The sequence below is a fragment of the Pseudomonas sp. PS01303 genome, assembly GCF_029959385.1.
Taxonomy (GTDB): Bacteria; Pseudomonadota; Gammaproteobacteria; order Pseudomonadales; family Pseudomonadaceae; genus Aquipseudomonas; species Aquipseudomonas rustica.
Genome location: NZ_JASCPK010000139.1, coordinates 1 through 15,881 on the forward strand (window position 1 = coordinate 1; position 15,881 = coordinate 15,881).

Genomic DNA, 15,881 nt, shown 5'->3' on the forward strand with positions numbered 1-15,881 from the left:
GCCGAAGGCTGCGATCTTTTGATCTTGCCCTTGAAACAACAGATCAAAAGATCGCAGCCTTCGGCAGCTCCTACAGGGGCGGTGCGTTCGCATTTCGCGAACGCCCTTTGCCGAACGAAGGTTGGATTCTTCCACCATCGCACCTCTAGTCTTGCCGGCATATTCCAAGAACAAGAGGTACCCCGCGATGACTGCCCCCCTGAGTGCGATCAAAGTGATCGAAATCGGCACCCTGATCGCCGCACCGTTCGCCGCGCGCATGCTTGCCGAGTTCGGCGCCGAGGTGATCAAGATCGAAGCCATGGGTCAGGGCGACCCGCTGCGCAAATGGCGCAAGCTGCACGAAGGCACGTCGCTGTGGTGGTACCTGCAATCGCGCAACAAGCAGTCGCTGGCGCTCAATCTGAAATCCCCGGAAGGCATCGAACTGGTCAAACAACTGGCGTCCGACGCCGACGTGATAATCGAAAACCTGCGCCCCGGCGCGCTGGAAAAACTCGGCCTCGGCTGGGACGTGCTCCACGCGCTCAATCCCAACCTCACCCTCGTGCGCATTTCCGGTTACGGCCAGACCGGCCCTTACCGTGATCGCCCCGGTTTCGGTGCGATCGGCGAGGCGATGGGCGGCATCCGCTACACCACCGGCACCCCCGGTTCGCCGCCGGCGCGGGTCGGTGTCAGCCTCGGCGATTCGCTGGCATCCTTGCATGCGGTGATCGGCGCGTTGATGTCGCTGCTGCGGGTCAAAACCGGGCAGGGCGGTGGCCAGATCGTCGATGTGTCGCTGGCCGAAAGCGTGTTCAACGTCATGGAAAGTCTGGTGCCGGAATACGACATGCTCGGCCACGTTCGCGAACGCAGCGGCGGCGCGTTGCCGGGCATCGCACCGTCCAACACGTACCTTACGGCTGACGGCGCTTACGTGGTGATCGCCGGCAACAGCGATCCGATCTACAAGCGGTTGATGCAAACCATCGGTCGCGATGATCTGGCTGACGCCGAAGAATTCGCCCACAACGACGGCCGTGCGGCCAAGAGTGGCATGCTCGACGCCGCGATCACTCACTGGACGAGCAGCCTGCCGATCAACGACGTGCTCGCCGCCCTCGAAGCTGCCGAAGTCCCGGCCGGGCGCATCTATTCGGTGGCCGACATCGTCGCCGATCCGCACTATCAGGCGCGCGGCATGCTGCTCGACGCCGAACTGCCCGGCGGCGCAACCGTGAAGATGCCCGGTATCGTGCCGAAACTCTCGGAAACTCCCGGCGGCGTGAACTGGTCGGGGCCGACCCTCGGCCAGCACACCGACGGTATTCTCGCCGGTCTCGGCCTGACTGAACTCGACATCGAACGCCTGAAAAGCCAGGGAGTAGTGCAATGATTTCCGACTATTCGCAAACCTTGATCGTCCAGGAAGTCTCGCCTCGCGACGGCTTGCAGATCGAGCCGACGTGGGTCGAAACCGTCGACAAAATCGCGCTGATCGATCAACTGTCGCTGGCGGGTTTCAGCCGCATCGAAGCCGGCTCGTTTGTGTCGCCGAAAGCCATTCCGGCGCTGCGTGATGGCGAGCAGGTGTTCCAAGGCATTCAGCGTCAACCGCAGGTGATTTACGTCGCGCTGATCCCCAATCTCAAAGGCGCGCAGCGCGCATTGGAGGCGGGCGCCGATGAGCTGAATCTGGTGATGTCCGCCAGTCAGACGCACAACCTCGCCAACATGCGCATGCGTTGTGAGGATTCGCTGGCGGCGTTTGCCGACATTGTTGCTTTTGCCGATGGCTCGGGCGTGCGGCTCAACGGCAGTATCGCGACGACGTTCGGTTGCCCGTTCGAAGGCAAGATTGACGAGGATCGCGTGCTGCAGATTGTTGACGCTTATCAGGAACTGGGCATTCAAGGCATCACCCTCGCCGACACCACTGGCATGGCTAATCCGCGTCAGGTGGATCGCTTGGTACGGCGGGTTTTGCAGCGGGTTTCGACGGCGGATCTCACCCTGCATTTCCACAACACCCGAGGTTTGGGGTTGTGCAATGTGCTGGCGGCTTACGAGGCTGGCGCCCGACGTTTCGATGCAGCGCTGGGCGGTCTTGGTGGCTGTCCGTTTGCACCGGGGGCGTCGGGCAATATTTGCACTGAAGACTTGGTGAATTTGTGCGATGAGATCGGCATTCATACCGGCATCGACTTGCCGCTGCTGTTGAAGCTCTCGCGCGGATTGCCGGATCTCCTCGGCCACGAAGTCCCCGGCCAACTGGCCAAGGCCGGACGCAATTGCGACCTGCACCCGATCCCCACCTGAATCCCCCTCTGTAGGAGCAAAGCTTGCTCGCGAACGCGGTGTGTCATTCAGCAGTGATGCGACTGCCCTGACGCCTTCGCGAGCAAGCTCGGCTCCTACAGGAACAGCGTCATAACCAGACAACAAAAACAATCGGACGCCCACCGGCAGTCCGCCTGGAGAAAAGCTATGAGCCTCAATGTAATGGAGGCGGGCGCGAGCTCGTCTGTCGATCACGACGCCGAAAAAGCCCTGGTCAGCAAAGTCGCCTGGCGCCTGATGCCGCTGATCATGGTCTGCTACCTGTTCGCCTTTTTCGACCGCATCAACATCAGCTTCGCCAAGTTCCAACTGCAAGCCGACCTGAGTCTGAGCGACACCGCTTACGGCCTCGGCGCCGGGCTGTTCGTGGTCGGTTACGTGCTGTTCGAAGTGCCGAGCAACATGATGCTCTACAAGGTCGGCGCCCGCCGTTGGATCGCGCGGATCATGATGTCGTGGGGCGTGGCGACGGCGCTGATGGTCTTCGTCACCAGCGAATGGCAGTTCTATGCGCTGCGCTTTTTGATCGGCGCGATGGAAGCCGGCTTTGCGCCGGGCGTGCTGTATTACCTGACGCTGTGGTTCCCGCAGCACTTCCGTGGACGCATCACTTCCCTGTTGTTTCTTGCCTCTGCATTCGCCGGGTTGGTCGGCGCACCGTTCTCCGGGCTGGTACTCGAACATCTCGACGGTGTGATGCAGATGCGTGGCTGGCACTGGCTGTTTCTGCTCGGTGGTCTGCCGTGCATCGGCCTAGGGTTTCTAGTGCTGACGCTGCTCAAGGATCGCATCGAGGACGCGCACTGGCTGACCGCTGACGAGAAAAAATTGCTGTCCAGCCGCATTGCCCATCACGAACCGCACAAGAGCGGCGGCTCGTTGCTGGCGGCGCTGCGGATTCCGGGATTTCTGACCTTGGGTCTGATCTACTTTTTGATTCAGGTCGCGTCTTACGGACTGAATTTCTGGGCGCCACAACTGATTCGCAGTGCCGGCACCGAGAGCCCGGTGATGATCGGTCTGCTGACCGCCATTCCGTACATCTGCGGTGCGATCACCATGATCGTGATCGGGCGGTTGTCGGACGCAACCGGCGAGCGCCGCAAGTTTGTCGCGGGGTTGGTGGTGGTTGGCGCGATCGGATTCTTCAGTGCGGGGATTTTCGCCGATCACACCACGTTCCTGATCGTCGCCCTCGGCTTGCTCGGCGCCGGCATCATCGCCGCTATTCCAAGCTTCTGGACGCTGCCACCGAAGTTGCTGGCCGGTGCCGGCGCAGGTGCGGCGGGCGGGATCGCGGTGATCAATACGCTGGGGCAGTTCGGCGGCATCGTCAGCCCGGTGATGGTCGGGCGGATCAAGGATCTCACCGGCAGCACCACGCCGGCGCTGTACGTCATTGGCGTGGCGGCGTTGATCGCAGCGGCGTTGTTGCTGTGGGGGTTGCCGCAGAAACTGCGCACGCTCGATAAGTACTGAACCGCTGAAATGATCGCAGCCTTCGGCAGCTCCTACAGAGTGCGAATCCAATCCTGTAGGAGCTGCCGAAGGCTGCGATCTTTTGATCTTTATTGCGGTGCCAAAACTCTTCCCGGCGAATTGCCAAACTGAATCAACACCACCCCCGCAATCAACAACACCGCGCCAAACACCCGCGGCAATGTCAGCTGTTTCTCCACCAACCCAAACAAGCCAAAGTGATCCAGCAGCATCGACGCCAGCACCTGACCCGCCAGCGCCAACGCCACAAACCCCGAAGCCCCGAGCTTAGGCAGCAACACCACCGCCAGCGCCACAAAACAAACCCCAAACGCACCACCGGCCCACATCCACATGGGCGCCTTGCTGATAAACGCCAGCGACGGCAGCGGCAACCGCAACGCCAAAATCACCGGCAACAACACCAGCACACTCACCAACAACGACGCCAACGTCGCCCACAGCGGATGGCCCAATCCGCGCGCCAGGTTGCTGTTGATCGCGCTCTGAAACGGCACCACCGCCCCGGCAAACGCGGCCAACGCCAACAAACCGGCCCACTGCAACGTACTCATGATCATTCTCCAACAGGTTTTGCTGGACTCTAGAGTATTCGTCGCGCAGATTTAAATTCCGTTTCGTCATCCAGAACATGCATCAAATGAATGATCTGCGCCGCATCGATCTCAACCTGCTGGTGATCCTCGACGCCTTGCTCAGCGAGCAACACGTCACCCGCGCCGCCGAGCGCCTGCACCTCAGCCAACCGGCGGTCAGCCATGCGCTGGCGCGTCTGCGTGATTTGCTCGGCGACCCGTTGCTGGTGCGCGCCGGCGCAACCCTGGCGCCCACCGCGCGAGCGCTGGAACTGGTCGCACCGCTCGCTGAAGCACTCGCTCAAGTGCAATCGCTGCTGGCACCAAACACCTTCGATCCGGCCAGCGCCCGACGCACCTTTCGCGTGGCGATGTCGGACTACGGCGCGGCGATCATCCTCCCCGATCTGATCCGGACCCTGCGCCGCGAAGCGCCGGGCATCGACCTGCAAATCAGCCATGCCAGCCGCGAAGGCATGCTCGAAGGCGTGCTCAATGGCGATATCGACCTCGCCGCCGGCGTCTTCCCGGAAATGCCCCACGAATTGCGCAGCACGCTGCTGTTCGAAGAGCGCTACGTCTGCCTGCTCGACCGCCAGACCTTGCCCACCAACGGCGTGCTCGATCTGCCCACCTACCTGTCGCGCCCGCATGTCTTGCTGGAAATGCGCGGCAGTGGCACACCGGAAATCGAGCGAGCCCTGACCTCACTGCGCGAACGCCGCCGCGTCGCGATCAGCCTGCCGCACTGGAACGTCGCGCCGCAGTTGATCAGTGGCACGGATTTGATTCTCACCGTGTCATCGCGCAGCGTGCGCGATTTGGGGCATGGGGATTTGATTGTTGTGCCGCCACCGTTTGATATTCCGCCGTTTACGTTTGTGCTGGCCTGGCACAAGCGGCGGGGAGGGGATCAGGCGTTGAATTGGTTGAAACGGAAGATTGAGGAGGGGATAGTGCGCGGCTGAACAGTCATCAAGGAACGGGACGTGGCAGTGAAGTCTGAACCTTACTTCCGAATCCCTCAGAGGTTACTGATCCGATGCTCACCGGCCTCAACCACCTGACCCTCGCCGTCAGCGATCTGAACCGCAGTCTGGCGTTTTATCGTGACGTATTGCAGTTGCGCGTCGAGGCGACGTGGGACGCCGGTGCCTATCTTTCGCTTCCGGGACTGTGGCTGTGCCTCTCGTTCGATCCATTACGCACAAGCGAGCCGAGCGCCGACTACACCCATTACGCCTTCAGCCTCAACGCTGCGGATTTTGCGCTATTCGTACAAACGCTAAAAGCAGCAAACGTGCGGGAATGGCGCGATAACCGCAGCGAAGGTGCGTCGTTCTACTTCCTCGATCCTGATGGCCACAAGCTCGAAGCTCACGTCGGCGATCTGGCCTCGCGACTCGCAGCGTGTCGGCAGAAACCGTACGCCGGCATGCGTTTTTACGACGGGCAGTGATCAGGCGCAATCGGCTGATATAGACTGGCCGCCACGTGTTCTGGCGCTTGCAGGTTTTCCATGACTCTATCGTTGCTAATGGCCGTTCTGGCCTCGGGTTTCATTTACGGCATCACGCCGGGGCCGGGTGTGCTGGCGGTGTTCGGTATTGGCGCGGCCCATGGGCGACGGGCCGGGGCGGGGTTTCTCTGCGGGCATCTGCTTGGCGATGTGGTCTGGTGCAGCACGGCGTTGATCGCGATTGTTGGCGCGCGGGAAATCGGCAGCACGGCATTCGACGTGCTCGGCGTGCTCAGCGGTCTGTACTTGTTCTGGCTCGGCTGGCGCGCGGTGCGGGCGCAGCGACGCAATGCGGACGAACCGCAGGGCGCGGCGCGCAATCCATTCTGGCACGGCATTCTGTTCGGGCTGACCAATCCCAAGGCGTACCCGGTGGCGGTGGCGACGTTTACTGCGCTGCTGTCGAGCCGTGCCGAGTTGCTCAACTGGTCGATGCTGCCGACGCTGATCGCCCTGAGCTTCCTTGGCGGGCTGCTCGCCTACGCTATTCTCATCGGTGTTGTCGGCGCGCAGCGGGTGCGCACGCTGTATCAGCGCCACGAGTTGCTGATCACCCGGTTGTGCGGGGTGATGTTCATCGGTTTCGCCATCAACGCGCTGGTGCATGCGTTGCCGGGGCTGATGCCGAACAAGGCTTGAAGGTGACTGTACATCGCGCAGCGCGGCAATCGGACGCTGCATTAGCTGATTGCGCTTCACCGTTCGTCAGTGCAACGACAACTTTTCTAAACCTTTGCTGGCCAGAAAATTCTCAATCTAGGCGGGCACCTGCTCGCCACGATCATTACCAAGAGGTAGAGAATCATGCCTAATTCAAGAAACTCGAACTCGGGAAACTTCGCTAACGATCGAACGAAGGCGTCTGAAGCCGGTCGCAAAGGTGGGAAAACCACTACAACGACTGTCGACAAAGACCCTGCGAAAACAGAAATGGGCCGCAAGCCCGGTCAGAAATCGAAGTAGTCAGTGAAGTCGTTTTGATTGAGAGGCGGGGGCGTAAGCTCCCGCTTGAATTTTGAGAAAAGGAGGGCGCGACCATGAGCCGGATGGCCACCCGTTTACGCAATTTGAGTGTTGTTTCGCTGTTTAGCCTGTGCGCCACCAGTGCGTTTGCCCAGTCGCCTGCCGATTTCATCAACGATGCGTCGGCCAAAGGCATGGCTGATATCGAAGCCAGCCGCTTGGCCCACGGGAAAACCGAATCCAAAGAGGTCAAGGATTACACCATCGTCGTCATCAATGACCGCACCACCGCCAATCAGCATCTGGCGAAAATTGCCAAGAAGCTCGACCTGCCGATCGCGCCGCGCGAAGAAATCGCCGACAAGGCAAAAGAGCTGATTCCAGAAGTGAAGGACGGCGCGACGTTTGACCAGGCCTATGCCGCGAGTCAGGTCAAAGCCACCGAAGAGGCCATTCAGCAGATCGAGCAGGAAGCGCAGACCACCGATGTGCCGGAGATCAAAGCCTTCGCCGACGAAACCCTGCCGAAACTGCAGAATCACCTGGAAATGGCGAGAGCCTTACAGGCCAGCCGCTAATCTCACAGACAACACAGATCCCCTGTGGCGAGGGGATTTATCCCCGCTCGGCTGCGCAGCAGTCGTTAAAACATTCAATGCAGTGTGTCAGGTTGAATTCGGCAGCAAGAAATGGGGCTGCTTCGCAGCCCAACGGGGATAAATCCCCTCGCCACAAGTGTTTTTATTCGCCCGACAAACCTAGCACTCATTCAAATCCTGCTTCGACTTGCTCTTCTCACCCAGCCCTTCAAGGTTAAACACCTCGCCCTCGCCCAACGAGCGGTAATGCCTGCGCAACGCCTCCAGTTGCTTCAAATCCAGCGCTTCCAGCCCGAGCATCGCGTTCTGCGCTTCCTTGGTCACCAGCAGCAACTCATCAATCTTCAAATGCAGAATGTCGGTGTCACGGTTCTGCGTGTTCTGGATCAGAAATACCATCAGAAACGTGATGATCGTGGTCGAGGTGTTGATGATCAGTTGCCACGTATCGTTGTAATTAAAGATCGGCCCGCTCAACCCCCACAGCCCAATCAGGATCAACGCCCCCATAAACGTCTTCGGGCTACCGGCCCACAGAGCAAGCTTCTGGGAAATCTTCGCGAATTTCATAGCCGTATTCCTTATTGGGGGAGTGCATGAAATTCAGACACTGACGGCGTTGTGAAAATTCTAATTACAAATCAGCGAATGGAACCGGACGTTGGTAGGGCAGCGCCGGCCAGTCGGATCACGGTATGGTAGCGGCAACTGTTTTTTCCAGGTTTTGAAGCAAACGCCTTACAGGAGAACGCAATGAGTTGGTCCGCCAAGCAATACGTCGCTTTCGAAGATGAACGCACCCGCCCGGCCCGCGATCTGCTGGCGGCGATTCCCACGGCAGAAGCGCGAGCGGTGGTTGATATCGGTTGTGGCCCGGGCAATTCGACGGAGCTTCTGCTGCAGCGTTTTCCTGAGGCGAAAATCTGCGGGCTGGACAGCTCGCCGGACATGATCGACGCGGCACGCAAGCGTTTACCGCAGTTGCAGTTCGAAGTGGCTGAGATTGATCAATGGGCGGACGCCGGGCCGTTTGATGTGATCTTCGCCAATGCCGTGCTGCAATGGGTGCCGGATCACGCAGCGTTGTTGCCCGCGTTGGCCAACAAGTTGTCGGCGGGCGGCAGTCTGGCGATTCAGATGCCGGATAACCTCAACGAACCGTCCCACCGCTTGATGCGTGATGTCGCCGCCAATGGCCCGTGGGCCGCAAAGCTCGCCGGCGCGGCGGGGCAGCGAACGGACATGGCGAGTGCCAGCGATTATTTCTCGATGTTGCGCCCGCACTGCGCGCGGGTCGATGTCTGGCGCACGACGTATCACCATCAATTGTCGGCTGGCGCAGCAGGGGTGGTTGAGTGGTTCAAGGGTAGCGGGTTGATTCCGTTTTTGAGTCCGCTGACTGAAGCGGAGCGGGCGGAGTATCTGGAACAATACCTGGGGGAAGTCGCGAGGGCTTATCCGGCGTTGGCGGATGGGTCGGTGCTGTTGCCGTTTCCGCGATTGTTTATCGTTGCGACTCGCTGACAACTTTTTTTCGGCTTGTGAGTGGTGGTGCACCTGCCTGCGAGCCCCTCACCCCAGCCCTCTCCCAAGGGAGAGGGAGCTGATTTGGGGGCTTTTCAAATCCTGAGTTCGGCTCGATATCGCAGGTCGGCGTATCTCGAACAGGCACCTCGGTCAGTTCCTTCTCCCTCTGGGAGAGGGCTAGGGTGAGGGGCTATTCCAAGGTTGAATCCGTTCAGCGCTGCACCGCGACCAGCATCATCATCGGCCGCTCCCGCTCTTCCGCCAGCGCCGGTTGCGCCGCCACCTCGGCATCACTTGGCCCCCATTCGTTGACATGACGGATGGTGAACCCCGCCTCAATCAACGAATTGAGTAGCGTCCCGATCGTGCGATGCTGCTTGATCACGCCCTCCGCCAACCAATGGGTCACCCGCTCACCTTCCATCTGATAACCGTCCAGCGGCCAACGCTTGTTGCCCTCGCTATCAACCAGCCATCCCGGATTACGCGGGGCCATAAAGATCGGATGCTCGATGGAAAACACAAAGTGCGCACCCGGTTTCAACGCCGCATACAGATGAGCAAACAGCCCCGACAAGTTCTTGATGTAGTGCAGCGCCAGTGAACTGTACGCCAGATCAACACTGCAAACCGGCAGGTCGAGCTGCTCAAGATCGGCACGTTCATAACGAATATTCGTCGCCACCGTTGTCTGCCGCGCGCGCTCCAGCATCTTCTCCGAAACATCCAGACCCAGCACATTGGCGGCGCCGCTCTCACTGGCCCAACGGCTGAACCAGCCATAACCACAACCCAGATCGACCACATTCAAACCATGCATGGCCGGCAGCAACGCCTTGAGCGCCGGCCATTCCGGCGCGGCATCGAGCCCGCCGATGGAGCGGTTCATCTGGCTGTAGCCCTGGAAAAACTCGGGATCGTCGTAGATGTTTTGTGTCATGGGATGAGTACTCTTCAAAATGTCGTCGCAGTGAATGGCTCAGTTCCAATGCCCGTTAAGACAAAGACGAATTCAACCCTGCTGCAACACCTTCAAAGCCGCCGACGCGAGAAACCCCGAGCGGCTCTTTTCTTCCGGATGGTGCAACACATACTCATCAATACGATTAAGCAGGTGCCCCGGCAGGGTGATGTTGAGCTTCTGGGCTTTGCCCAAATATTTGACCACGTCGATGTCCACCACCGCCCACGCGCAACCGGCGTATTTCGGATTGGCCACATTCACGCCCAGTTTGCTGGCAGACGGGATAGGCGCACCGTCCTCGGCCAGAATCTCGAAATGGCCTTCGATCGCTTCGCGAGCCATGGCGACAGCATCGTCGAGGTCATCACCTGCGGAAAAACAGCCAGGAATGTCCGGCACTTCCACGCCCCAGGCGTGTTCGTCATCACCTATTGAAATCGCAATCGGATAAAGCATGTGTGTTGTCCTCCATGGCGCAACTGACTGAGTGAGTCAAAGCAGCGCCTGCTGCAAAATACTGATGGCCGTTTTTTTGAGCAGATCCTTCTTCGGATGCGGCACAGTGACCAAGCCGGGTTTGCTCGGATGCTTGAAGTGATGGTGACTGCCTCTGATCCTCACCAGATACCAACCGTCTGCGACGAGTTGGCCGATTAAAAAACGGCTATTCACAACACCTCCTTGTGGTGTGCTTGGTGGTTACTATACCTACTGAATTATCGTGATCAACATGCTAATCCCTGTGCGGTCATCGTCCTTTGATGGGCGCATCGGCTTAGTGCAGTCTAGGTAAGGCTCAGGGGAGGGTAAGGAGGGTGTGTTTCAAGGATTTGCGCTCGAGTTTTTACCAAACCCCAAACACAAAAAAACCGGCCTTTAAAACCGGTTTATCTTGCAGCCAGAAGCATTCAAGCCCCTGCAAGCAAGCTCTCGTAGGGGATTCGCAAGCCTTCATGCAAGCGCTTGATCATCGACAGGCTCAGTTTGCGCTTGCGATTCAATACCTCGGATACGCGTCCACTGGTGCCAATGAACGGTTCCAGATCACGTGGAGTCAACCCCTGCTGTTCCATGCGAAATTTAATCGCTTCAATCGGGTCGGAAGGTGGCATTGGAAAATGCTGGTCTTCGTACTTCTCGATCAGCAATGCGAGAATTTCCAGCTCGTCGCCCTCAGGCGAATTGAGTTCGGCGCCCCACAGCTGCTCCATGCGTACAAACGCGGCGGCGAGGTCTTCCGGACTCCGAATGGGTTTGATGTTCATTACACGGTCTCCGCGTTGATCTGGTCATATTGGGCATGGCTGCCAACGAAGCGGATGAAGCCGAGCTGCCGTTGATAGTCGATCGCCAAAATCACTCGATACTTGTTACCGCCGATATTGAACACCACTCTCGCGCCTTTAAGGACGCTTGCGGTTCTCAACTCGGCTTTAACCTCCTGTGGCGTACGGTATTCGGCCTTTTCCATGTGGCGATACCATTCAACAAGCGGTGTCTCGGAGTCAGCGAAAGCAGGATGGCTTTCCCAGAATTGCCGCAAAGTTGATCTTGCCATTATCCGCATCCATGCCTCCTCCCGTTTTGGGAGATGTTAGTCGTCAATGTCCAGTGATGCAATCACTGATGTCAAAGGAACAGGGCGAGGTAGCAGCCCCAGCTTCAGGTTAGAAGGCATCTGAACTAGAAAACCGAGGTTTGTTTTGCAAGGAGTGACAAGACGAGGCGAGGAGAGAAAACCTACGGAATATCGAACTTTACAAACCCCAGACACAAAAAAACCGGCCCTATAGGCCGGTTTTCTGTATTCCTGCATCCCCCGTCAAAAAATCACGACGTGAGACAAAATTTGATTGGAGCGGGTAGAGGGAATCGAACCCTCGTCGGAAGCTTGGGAAGCTACTGTTCTACCATTAAACTATACCCGCTCAGAGCGGCTGACTTTGTACCAGACTCGGCCACGGATTTGAAGTTTCTTTTGCAAAATAAGCCTTTGAATCGTTGAAAACGGTCAATCGCGGACGAGCGCTGCGGGTCGCAAATCAAAAGCTCAACCCTGCAGGCTCGTGCGCGACGACACTTTTCAAATAGCCAATGCATGTTGATCCTGAACAAACGAGTAACGCGTTCGGCTGGTTTGCTGCGCCGGTTTCAGAAAGCCGAGCAAGGCGTTCTGGCTATCGCGGCACGCCGCTTTGTGCTCCATATCGAGAAAATGCCCGGTGGCTTGCAGGGTGGTGAAGGTGCTCTGCGCGACGTGGTTGCCGAACAGGCGCGCATCGTCGGCGGCGGTGTATTCGTCCCATTCGCCGTTTAAAAACAGCACTGGCACGTTGATCTTTTTCGCCGCGTTCAAGTAGCACTGCCGGTCGCTGTGCAGCACGTCGCTGATGTGGAAATGCATCTGTCCGTATTCGTGCTCGGCCAGGCTGCTGACGTGGCGGTAGTTGAAGCGCTTGAACAGCGAAGGCAAATGTTTGCCGATGGTGTCGTTGACCAGATGGCCGACGCGGTCGCCGTCGCGCTGGCCGAGGTAGTCGACGCCACGTTCAAGGTAGTCGAGCATGTGCGCGTTGATCACCGGCGAGAACGAGCTGATCACCGCCCGTTCGATGCGCCGAGGCTGGTGGGCGAGGGCGACCAGGGTCGCAGCACCGCCCCAGGAAAACGACAGCACGTGCTCTGCGCCAAAGTGGTCAATCAGCTCCAGCAGGATTTGCCCTTCGACTTCCTTTGTCAGATGTTTCTCGTGGCGGTTGTGGGCTTTTGACCGACCCGCGTAGGGCTGGTCGTAGCAGACCACGTTGAATTGCGGGTGCAGGTTCTTCACGGTTTGTGCAAACGACGCAGTCGTGGCCATCGAGCCGTTGACCAGAATGATGGTCTTTTCTGCGGCGTCTGCGCGATAGAACTCCGTGTAAACCCGATACTGACCCTGTATATCCAGCACAGCGATTTCTGGCCTCATGTCATAAGACTCCTGGCAAGCAAGCGGGTATGCGCGCAATGGTGAGATTGCACGAGCTTTGTGACAGGTAGGCATACGCCTGGAATTTGCTTGGCCCATGTCGATCCGGTAAGGCAGGTCGACGGGTATTGTTATTGGCGGGCAGTTTGTCGGCTGAGGCGCAGCCCTTGGGGCTGACGACCGACAAAAAGTTTCTTAGAGGTATGTTGTGACTCATCGGTCACATTTCGGCCGACGTCCTGATTCAAGCAGGGGAGGCAGGATCGCGCAAGTGCCGTTGGTAAATTGTTCGACAACTTCTGCTGAGCGGTCGCAGGCTTAGAACAAATGAATCTCTTCGGTGCGCAAAGCCCGGTACTCGCCCGGTTTTAGCGCGTCATCGAGCTGTAACAGCCCCATGGATTCACGGTGCAAGCGCAGGACTTTGTTGTTGAAGAAACCAAACATGCGCTTCACCTGATGGTAACGCCCCTCGACGATGCTCAGCCGCGCCGAGCGTGGGCCGAGCAGCTCCAGTTGCGCCGGCTGCGTGGTCAGATCCTCGAACGCGAAGTAAATCCCCTCGGCAAAGGTGATCGCATATTCCGCGCCAATTTCCTGCTCGGTCTCGACGTAATAAACCTTCGGCAGTTTGGTCTGGGGCTGGGTCAAGCGCCGCGACCACGCGCCGTCGTTGGTGATCAGCATCAGCCCGGTGGTGTTGAAGTCCAGACGCCCGGCGATGTGCAGGTCGTCCTTGTCCGGTTCATCGATCAGGTCGAGCACGGTCGGGTGTTGCGGATCGCGGGTGGCGCTGACGCAGCCGGGCGGTTTGTGCAGCATGAAATAGCGCGCCGGTTTGCCGACTTGCAACACTTCGTTATCAACCTCGACACGGCTGAATTCCAGCACCTCGCTGTACGGATCGCTGACGACTTTTCCGTCAATCCGCACGCGCTTTTCCACCAGCAACAGGCGCACCTGCTGACGGTTGAAGCGCGGTAGATTGCTGAGGAAACGGTCGACGCGCATGTTCAGTGTTCGATCAATGAAGGGGCGCGTATCTTACGGGATCGGCCGCTTGGCCGCTTGCAGTTGCGCCTCGACCTGCGCGCAACGCGGGCACAGGCAGGATTGGTTGCGCAGTGCTGGCGGCAGCGCTTCAAGCACCGCCGGGTCGATGCTGACGCCGTAGCACCAGCATTCGCGGTCGGCTGTGCGCGGGTCGGCCAGGCTGCAGTCGTTGCGGGCGCCGCAGGCCGGGCAATGGTCGGGTTTAACGTCGGAATCAGGCATAAGTCGAGTGAGGCATTTCCACGCAGGTGCGGTTGCGGCCGGTTTGTTTGGCCCGGTACATCGCATGATCGGCCCGCGACAGCAGACTGTGCAAGGTGTCATCGCGTTGCAGGGTGGTGGCGCCGATGCTCACCGTCAGATTCAGGGTGTGACCGTTGTAGGCATATTCCTGTTGTTCGACGTGCTGACGAATTTTCTCGGCGATGTTCTGACCGGTGTCGCCGTCGGTGTCCTTCAGCAACACGATAAATTCCTCACCGCCCCAACGGCAGACGATGTCGGCGTGGCGCAGGCAACTTTGCAGATCGCGGGCGAAGCCAATCAACACCTGGTCACCGGCCATGTGCCCGTAGGTATCGTTCAGCGCTTTGAAGTGATCGAGGTCGATCAGCAACGCCGTCAGCGGTTTGGTCTCGCGTTGCGCTTCGTGCAGGGCTTGCGCGGCGAGCAGGTCGAAGCCGCGACGGTTGGGCAGCTCGGTAAGGCTGTCGAGCGTCGCCTGCGCCTGGATTTTGCGCTGATAGCGTTTGATCACGCGATTGAGCAACGCCAACACGCTCAGCGTCACCAGCAAGCAGATCAACAGATTGAGATAGAGCGACTGACGGATTTCGCTCAATGCACCGTCTTCGCGTTTATCGACGAACAGGTACCAGTTCAGCTCGGGAATGAAGCGCACGTTGAGAAAATGTCCTTGGCCTTCAGCGGAATACTCGTAGCTGCCGCTGTGCGGTTTCGGCAACTGACTGACCAGACTTTTCATGCTCTCGATTTCGCCAAGACTCTGGCCGATGTGCGCGCCTTCCGGGCCACCTTCGGCGCCTGTCAGCACCAGTCGGCCAAAGGTGTCGACGAAGTACACGCTGCGTTGATAGCGCTGCTGGTATTTGTCGATCAGCTTGATCACTGCGTCGACGGTCAGACCGACGCCGGCCGCGCCGATGAAACGGTCGTGGTAGTCGTAGACTTTGTAGTTGATGAAGAAGGTCAGGTTGTCCTTGTTGGCCAGATCCGGGTCGACGTTGATCTCGTACGGATCCTTCATGTCGCGCACGCGGAAGTACCAGGCGTCGCGCGGTTCTTCGACTTTGATCTGCTTGAGCACGCCTTTGGCGTGGTAGTAGGTGAGGGTGCTATTGGAGACGAAAAACGCGGTGTAGGCGCCGTAATGGGTCATGACCTCGTTGAGGTAGCGGGTCATTTGCTCGGGGTTTTGCTCGCCGTTGACCACCCAGTCGCGCATGAAGGTGTCGCGGGACATCATCGAAGAAATCAGGATCGGTCGGACGAGGTCTTTCTGGATTTCCGAATAGACCGTGTCGGAGGTCAGCGGCAGCTCGGTGTTGACGATGTTGTCGCGGATCGAGGCGCGCGAGGCGTAGTAGCTCAGCAGGGACGTGGCAAGGAAACCGGCGCCGAGCAGGGCGATCAGCGTGAGTACCAGCGAGCGTTGGGAGTACAGCGCAGATCGATGCGGCATGGCAGTTCCGTTGGCAGTGGCCCGATGGCATGCATTCTAGTGGGACTGCGGGGAAATAACTGCTCCATGTGCGGCGCGAATGGTCGTTCCCGTATTTCCATGTTGCTACGCTGTCCCTGTAGGAGTGAGCCTGCTCGCGATAGCGGTAGATCAGTCACATCTTTGGTGAATGTCATACCGCTATCG

20 protein-coding genes and 1 tRNA gene are annotated in these 15,881 nt (G+C 58.7%); 9 read left to right on the plus strand and 12 right to left on the minus strand.

Translation table 11 applies throughout. The annotated features are described in order from the left end of the window. The first annotated feature begins 187 nt into the window (after nt 1-187). From QMX93_RS25215 to QMX93_RS25225, 3 genes are all read left to right on the plus strand, one after another. Nucleotides 188-1,381, plus strand: coding sequence for a CaiB/BaiF CoA-transferase family protein (locus QMX93_RS25215; RefSeq protein ID WP_282358340.1), 1,194 nt, complete (start codon nt 188-190; stop codon nt 1,379-1,381). Continuing rightward, entirely contained in the window at nt 1,378-2,304 is a 927-nt protein-coding gene (locus QMX93_RS25220; RefSeq protein WP_282358341.1) for a hydroxymethylglutaryl-CoA lyase, read from the plus strand. Before QMX93_RS25215 ends, QMX93_RS25220 begins: the two co-directional genes overlap by 4 nt. A 168-nt stretch (nt 2,305-2,472) precedes the next feature. Then, nucleotides 2,473-3,804, plus strand: coding sequence for an MFS transporter (locus tag QMX93_RS25225; protein WP_159814235.1), 1,332 nt, complete (start codon nt 2,473-2,475; stop codon nt 3,802-3,804). Between the two features lie 89 nt (nt 3,805-3,893). Here the strand turns inward: QMX93_RS25225 and QMX93_RS25230 are convergent, their stop codons facing one another. Continuing rightward, nucleotides 3,894-4,379: a DMT family transporter gene (locus tag QMX93_RS25230; protein WP_282358342.1), complete on the minus strand. Its 486-nt coding sequence runs from the start codon at nt 4,377-4,379 to the stop codon at nt 3,894-3,896. 77 nt (nt 4,380-4,456) lie between these two features. Here QMX93_RS25230 and QMX93_RS25235 point away from each other — a divergent pair, with 77 nt between their 5' ends. From QMX93_RS25235 to QMX93_RS25255, 5 genes are all read left to right on the plus strand, one after another. Continuing rightward, nucleotides 4,457-5,368 (plus strand): LysR substrate-binding domain-containing protein, encoded by a 912-nt coding sequence (locus QMX93_RS25235; protein WP_282358343.1) that lies wholly within the window; start codon nt 4,457-4,459, stop codon nt 5,366-5,368. Between the two features lie 74 nt (nt 5,369-5,442). Next, nucleotides 5,443-5,859, plus strand: coding sequence for a fosfomycin resistance glutathione transferase (fos, locus tag QMX93_RS25240; RefSeq protein WP_282358344.1), 417 nt, complete (start codon nt 5,443-5,445; stop codon nt 5,857-5,859). Between the two features lie 60 nt (nt 5,860-5,919). Further along, complete coding sequence (locus tag QMX93_RS25245) at nt 5,920-6,558, plus strand: LysE family translocator (protein ID WP_282358345.1); 639 nt, start codon at nt 5,920-5,922, stop codon at nt 6,556-6,558. Nucleotides 6,559-6,723: 165 nt separating this feature from the next. After that, nucleotides 6,724-6,882, plus strand: coding sequence for a KGG domain-containing protein (locus QMX93_RS25250; protein WP_082341401.1), 159 nt, complete (start codon nt 6,724-6,726; stop codon nt 6,880-6,882). Between the two features lie 74 nt (nt 6,883-6,956). Then, nucleotides 6,957-7,460, plus strand: a complete 504-nt coding sequence (locus QMX93_RS25255) for a DUF4142 domain-containing protein (protein ID WP_282358346.1) — start codon at nt 6,957-6,959, stop codon at nt 7,458-7,460. A gap of 180 nt (nt 7,461-7,640) precedes the next feature. Here QMX93_RS25255 and QMX93_RS25260 read toward each other — a convergent pair whose 3' ends face one another. Beyond that, nucleotides 7,641-8,051 carry a low affinity iron permease family protein gene (locus QMX93_RS25260; protein ID WP_212545232.1) on the minus strand — a complete coding sequence of 137 codons (411 nt, stop codon included), beginning with the start codon at nt 8,049-8,051 and terminating at the stop codon, nt 7,641-7,643. A 138-nt stretch (nt 8,052-8,189) separates the two neighbouring features. On the opposite strand from QMX93_RS25260, the gene tam reads away from it, so the two are divergent. Further along, the gene (tam, locus tag QMX93_RS25265; protein ID WP_282358349.1) at nt 8,190-9,005 is read left to right on the plus strand and encodes a trans-aconitate 2-methyltransferase; all 816 of its coding nucleotides are present in this window, start codon (nt 8,190-8,192) and stop codon (nt 9,003-9,005) included. 214 nt (nt 9,006-9,219) lie between these two features. Here the strand turns inward: tam and QMX93_RS25270 are convergent, their stop codons facing one another. From QMX93_RS25270 to QMX93_RS25315, 10 genes are all read right to left on the minus strand, one after another. After that, entirely contained in the window at nt 9,220-9,948 is a 729-nt protein-coding gene (locus tag QMX93_RS25270; RefSeq protein ID WP_282358347.1) for a class I SAM-dependent methyltransferase, read from the minus strand. 72 nt (nt 9,949-10,020) lie between these two features. Continuing rightward, nucleotides 10,021-10,428 (minus strand): type II toxin-antitoxin system HicB family antitoxin, encoded by a 408-nt coding sequence (locus tag QMX93_RS25275; protein ID WP_053118006.1) that lies wholly within the window; start codon nt 10,426-10,428, stop codon nt 10,021-10,023. Nucleotides 10,429-10,464: 36 nt separating this feature from the next. Next, entirely contained in the window at nt 10,465-10,644 is a 180-nt protein-coding gene (locus QMX93_RS25280; protein ID WP_159814214.1) for a type II toxin-antitoxin system HicA family toxin, read from the minus strand. A 236-nt stretch (nt 10,645-10,880) separates the two neighbouring features. Beyond that, the gene (locus tag QMX93_RS25285; RefSeq protein ID WP_212545229.1) at nt 10,881-11,237 is read right to left on the minus strand and encodes a transcriptional regulator; all 357 of its coding nucleotides are present in this window, start codon (nt 11,235-11,237) and stop codon (nt 10,881-10,883) included. Beyond that, nucleotides 11,237-11,539, minus strand: coding sequence for a type II toxin-antitoxin system HigB family toxin (locus QMX93_RS25290; RefSeq protein ID WP_212550573.1), 303 nt, complete (start codon nt 11,537-11,539; stop codon nt 11,237-11,239). The genes QMX93_RS25285 and QMX93_RS25290 overlap by 1 nt, the downstream gene beginning before the upstream one ends. A gap of 287 nt (nt 11,540-11,826) precedes the next feature. Next, a tRNA-Gly gene (locus QMX93_RS25295) sits at nt 11,827-11,900 on the minus strand. Nucleotides 11,901-12,055: 155 nt separating this feature from the next. Beyond that, on the minus strand, nt 12,056-12,940 hold the full coding sequence (locus QMX93_RS25300) for an alpha/beta hydrolase (RefSeq protein WP_053118011.1): 885 nt from the start codon (nt 12,938-12,940) through the stop codon (nt 12,056-12,058). Between the two features lie 318 nt (nt 12,941-13,258). Then, nucleotides 13,259-13,951 carry a pseudouridine synthase gene (locus QMX93_RS25305; RefSeq protein ID WP_282358348.1) on the minus strand — a complete coding sequence of 231 codons (693 nt, stop codon included), beginning with the start codon at nt 13,949-13,951 and terminating at the stop codon, nt 13,259-13,261. Nucleotides 13,952-13,984: 33 nt separating this feature from the next. Continuing rightward, nucleotides 13,985-14,215, minus strand: coding sequence for a cysteine-rich CWC family protein (locus QMX93_RS25310; RefSeq protein WP_053118015.1), 231 nt, complete (start codon nt 14,213-14,215; stop codon nt 13,985-13,987). Then, nucleotides 14,208-15,695 carry a sensor domain-containing diguanylate cyclase gene (locus tag QMX93_RS25315; RefSeq protein WP_159814206.1) on the minus strand — a complete coding sequence of 496 codons (1,488 nt, stop codon included), beginning with the start codon at nt 15,693-15,695 and terminating at the stop codon, nt 14,208-14,210. The genes QMX93_RS25310 and QMX93_RS25315 overlap by 8 nt, the downstream gene beginning before the upstream one ends. Between the last annotated feature and the right edge of the window lie 186 nt (nt 15,696-15,881).

Excerpts from the sequence above, each read along its gene's own strand:
- QMX93_RS25215 (WP_282358340.1), top strand. The coding sequence starts at position 188 with ATGACTGCCCCCCTGAGTGCGATCAAAGTGATCGAAATCGGCACCCTG.
- QMX93_RS25220 (WP_282358341.1), top strand. The coding sequence starts at position 1,378 with ATGATTTCCGACTATTCGCAAACCTTGATCGTCCAGGAAGTCTCGCCT.
- QMX93_RS25225 (WP_159814235.1), top strand. The coding sequence starts at position 2,473 with ATGAGCCTCAATGTAATGGAGGCGGGCGCGAGCTCGTCTGTCGATCAC.
- QMX93_RS25230 (WP_282358342.1), bottom strand. The coding sequence starts at position 4,379 with ATGAGTACGTTGCAGTGGGCCGGTTTGTTGGCGTTGGCCGCGTTTGCC.
- QMX93_RS25235 (WP_282358343.1), top strand. The coding sequence starts at position 4,457 with ATGCATCAAATGAATGATCTGCGCCGCATCGATCTCAACCTGCTGGTG.
- fos (WP_282358344.1), top strand. The coding sequence starts at position 5,443 with ATGCTCACCGGCCTCAACCACCTGACCCTCGCCGTCAGCGATCTGAAC.
- QMX93_RS25245 (WP_282358345.1), top strand. The coding sequence starts at position 5,920 with ATGACTCTATCGTTGCTAATGGCCGTTCTGGCCTCGGGTTTCATTTAC.
- QMX93_RS25250 (WP_082341401.1), top strand. The coding sequence starts at position 6,724 with ATGCCTAATTCAAGAAACTCGAACTCGGGAAACTTCGCTAACGATCGA.
- QMX93_RS25255 (WP_282358346.1), top strand. The coding sequence starts at position 6,957 with ATGAGCCGGATGGCCACCCGTTTACGCAATTTGAGTGTTGTTTCGCTG.
- QMX93_RS25260 (WP_212545232.1), bottom strand. The coding sequence starts at position 8,051 with ATGAAATTCGCGAAGATTTCCCAGAAGCTTGCTCTGTGGGCCGGTAGC.
- QMX93_RS25270 (WP_282358347.1), bottom strand. The coding sequence starts at position 9,948 with ATGACACAAAACATCTACGACGATCCCGAGTTTTTCCAGGGCTACAGC.
- QMX93_RS25275 (WP_053118006.1), bottom strand. The coding sequence starts at position 10,428 with ATGCTTTATCCGATTGCGATTTCAATAGGTGATGACGAACACGCCTGG.
- QMX93_RS25285 (WP_212545229.1), bottom strand. The coding sequence starts at position 11,237 with ATGAACATCAAACCCATTCGGAGTCCGGAAGACCTCGCCGCCGCGTTT.
- QMX93_RS25290 (WP_212550573.1), bottom strand. The coding sequence starts at position 11,539 with ATGCGGATAATGGCAAGATCAACTTTGCGGCAATTCTGGGAAAGCCAT.
- QMX93_RS25300 (WP_053118011.1), bottom strand. The coding sequence starts at position 12,940 with ATGAGGCCAGAAATCGCTGTGCTGGATATACAGGGTCAGTATCGGGTT.
- QMX93_RS25305 (WP_282358348.1), bottom strand. The coding sequence starts at position 13,951 with ATGCGCGTCGACCGTTTCCTCAGCAATCTACCGCGCTTCAACCGTCAG.
- QMX93_RS25310 (WP_053118015.1), bottom strand. The coding sequence starts at position 14,215 with ATGCCTGATTCCGACGTTAAACCCGACCATTGCCCGGCCTGCGGCGCC.
- QMX93_RS25315 (WP_159814206.1), bottom strand. The coding sequence starts at position 15,695 with ATGCCGCATCGATCTGCGCTGTACTCCCAACGCTCGCTGGTACTCACG.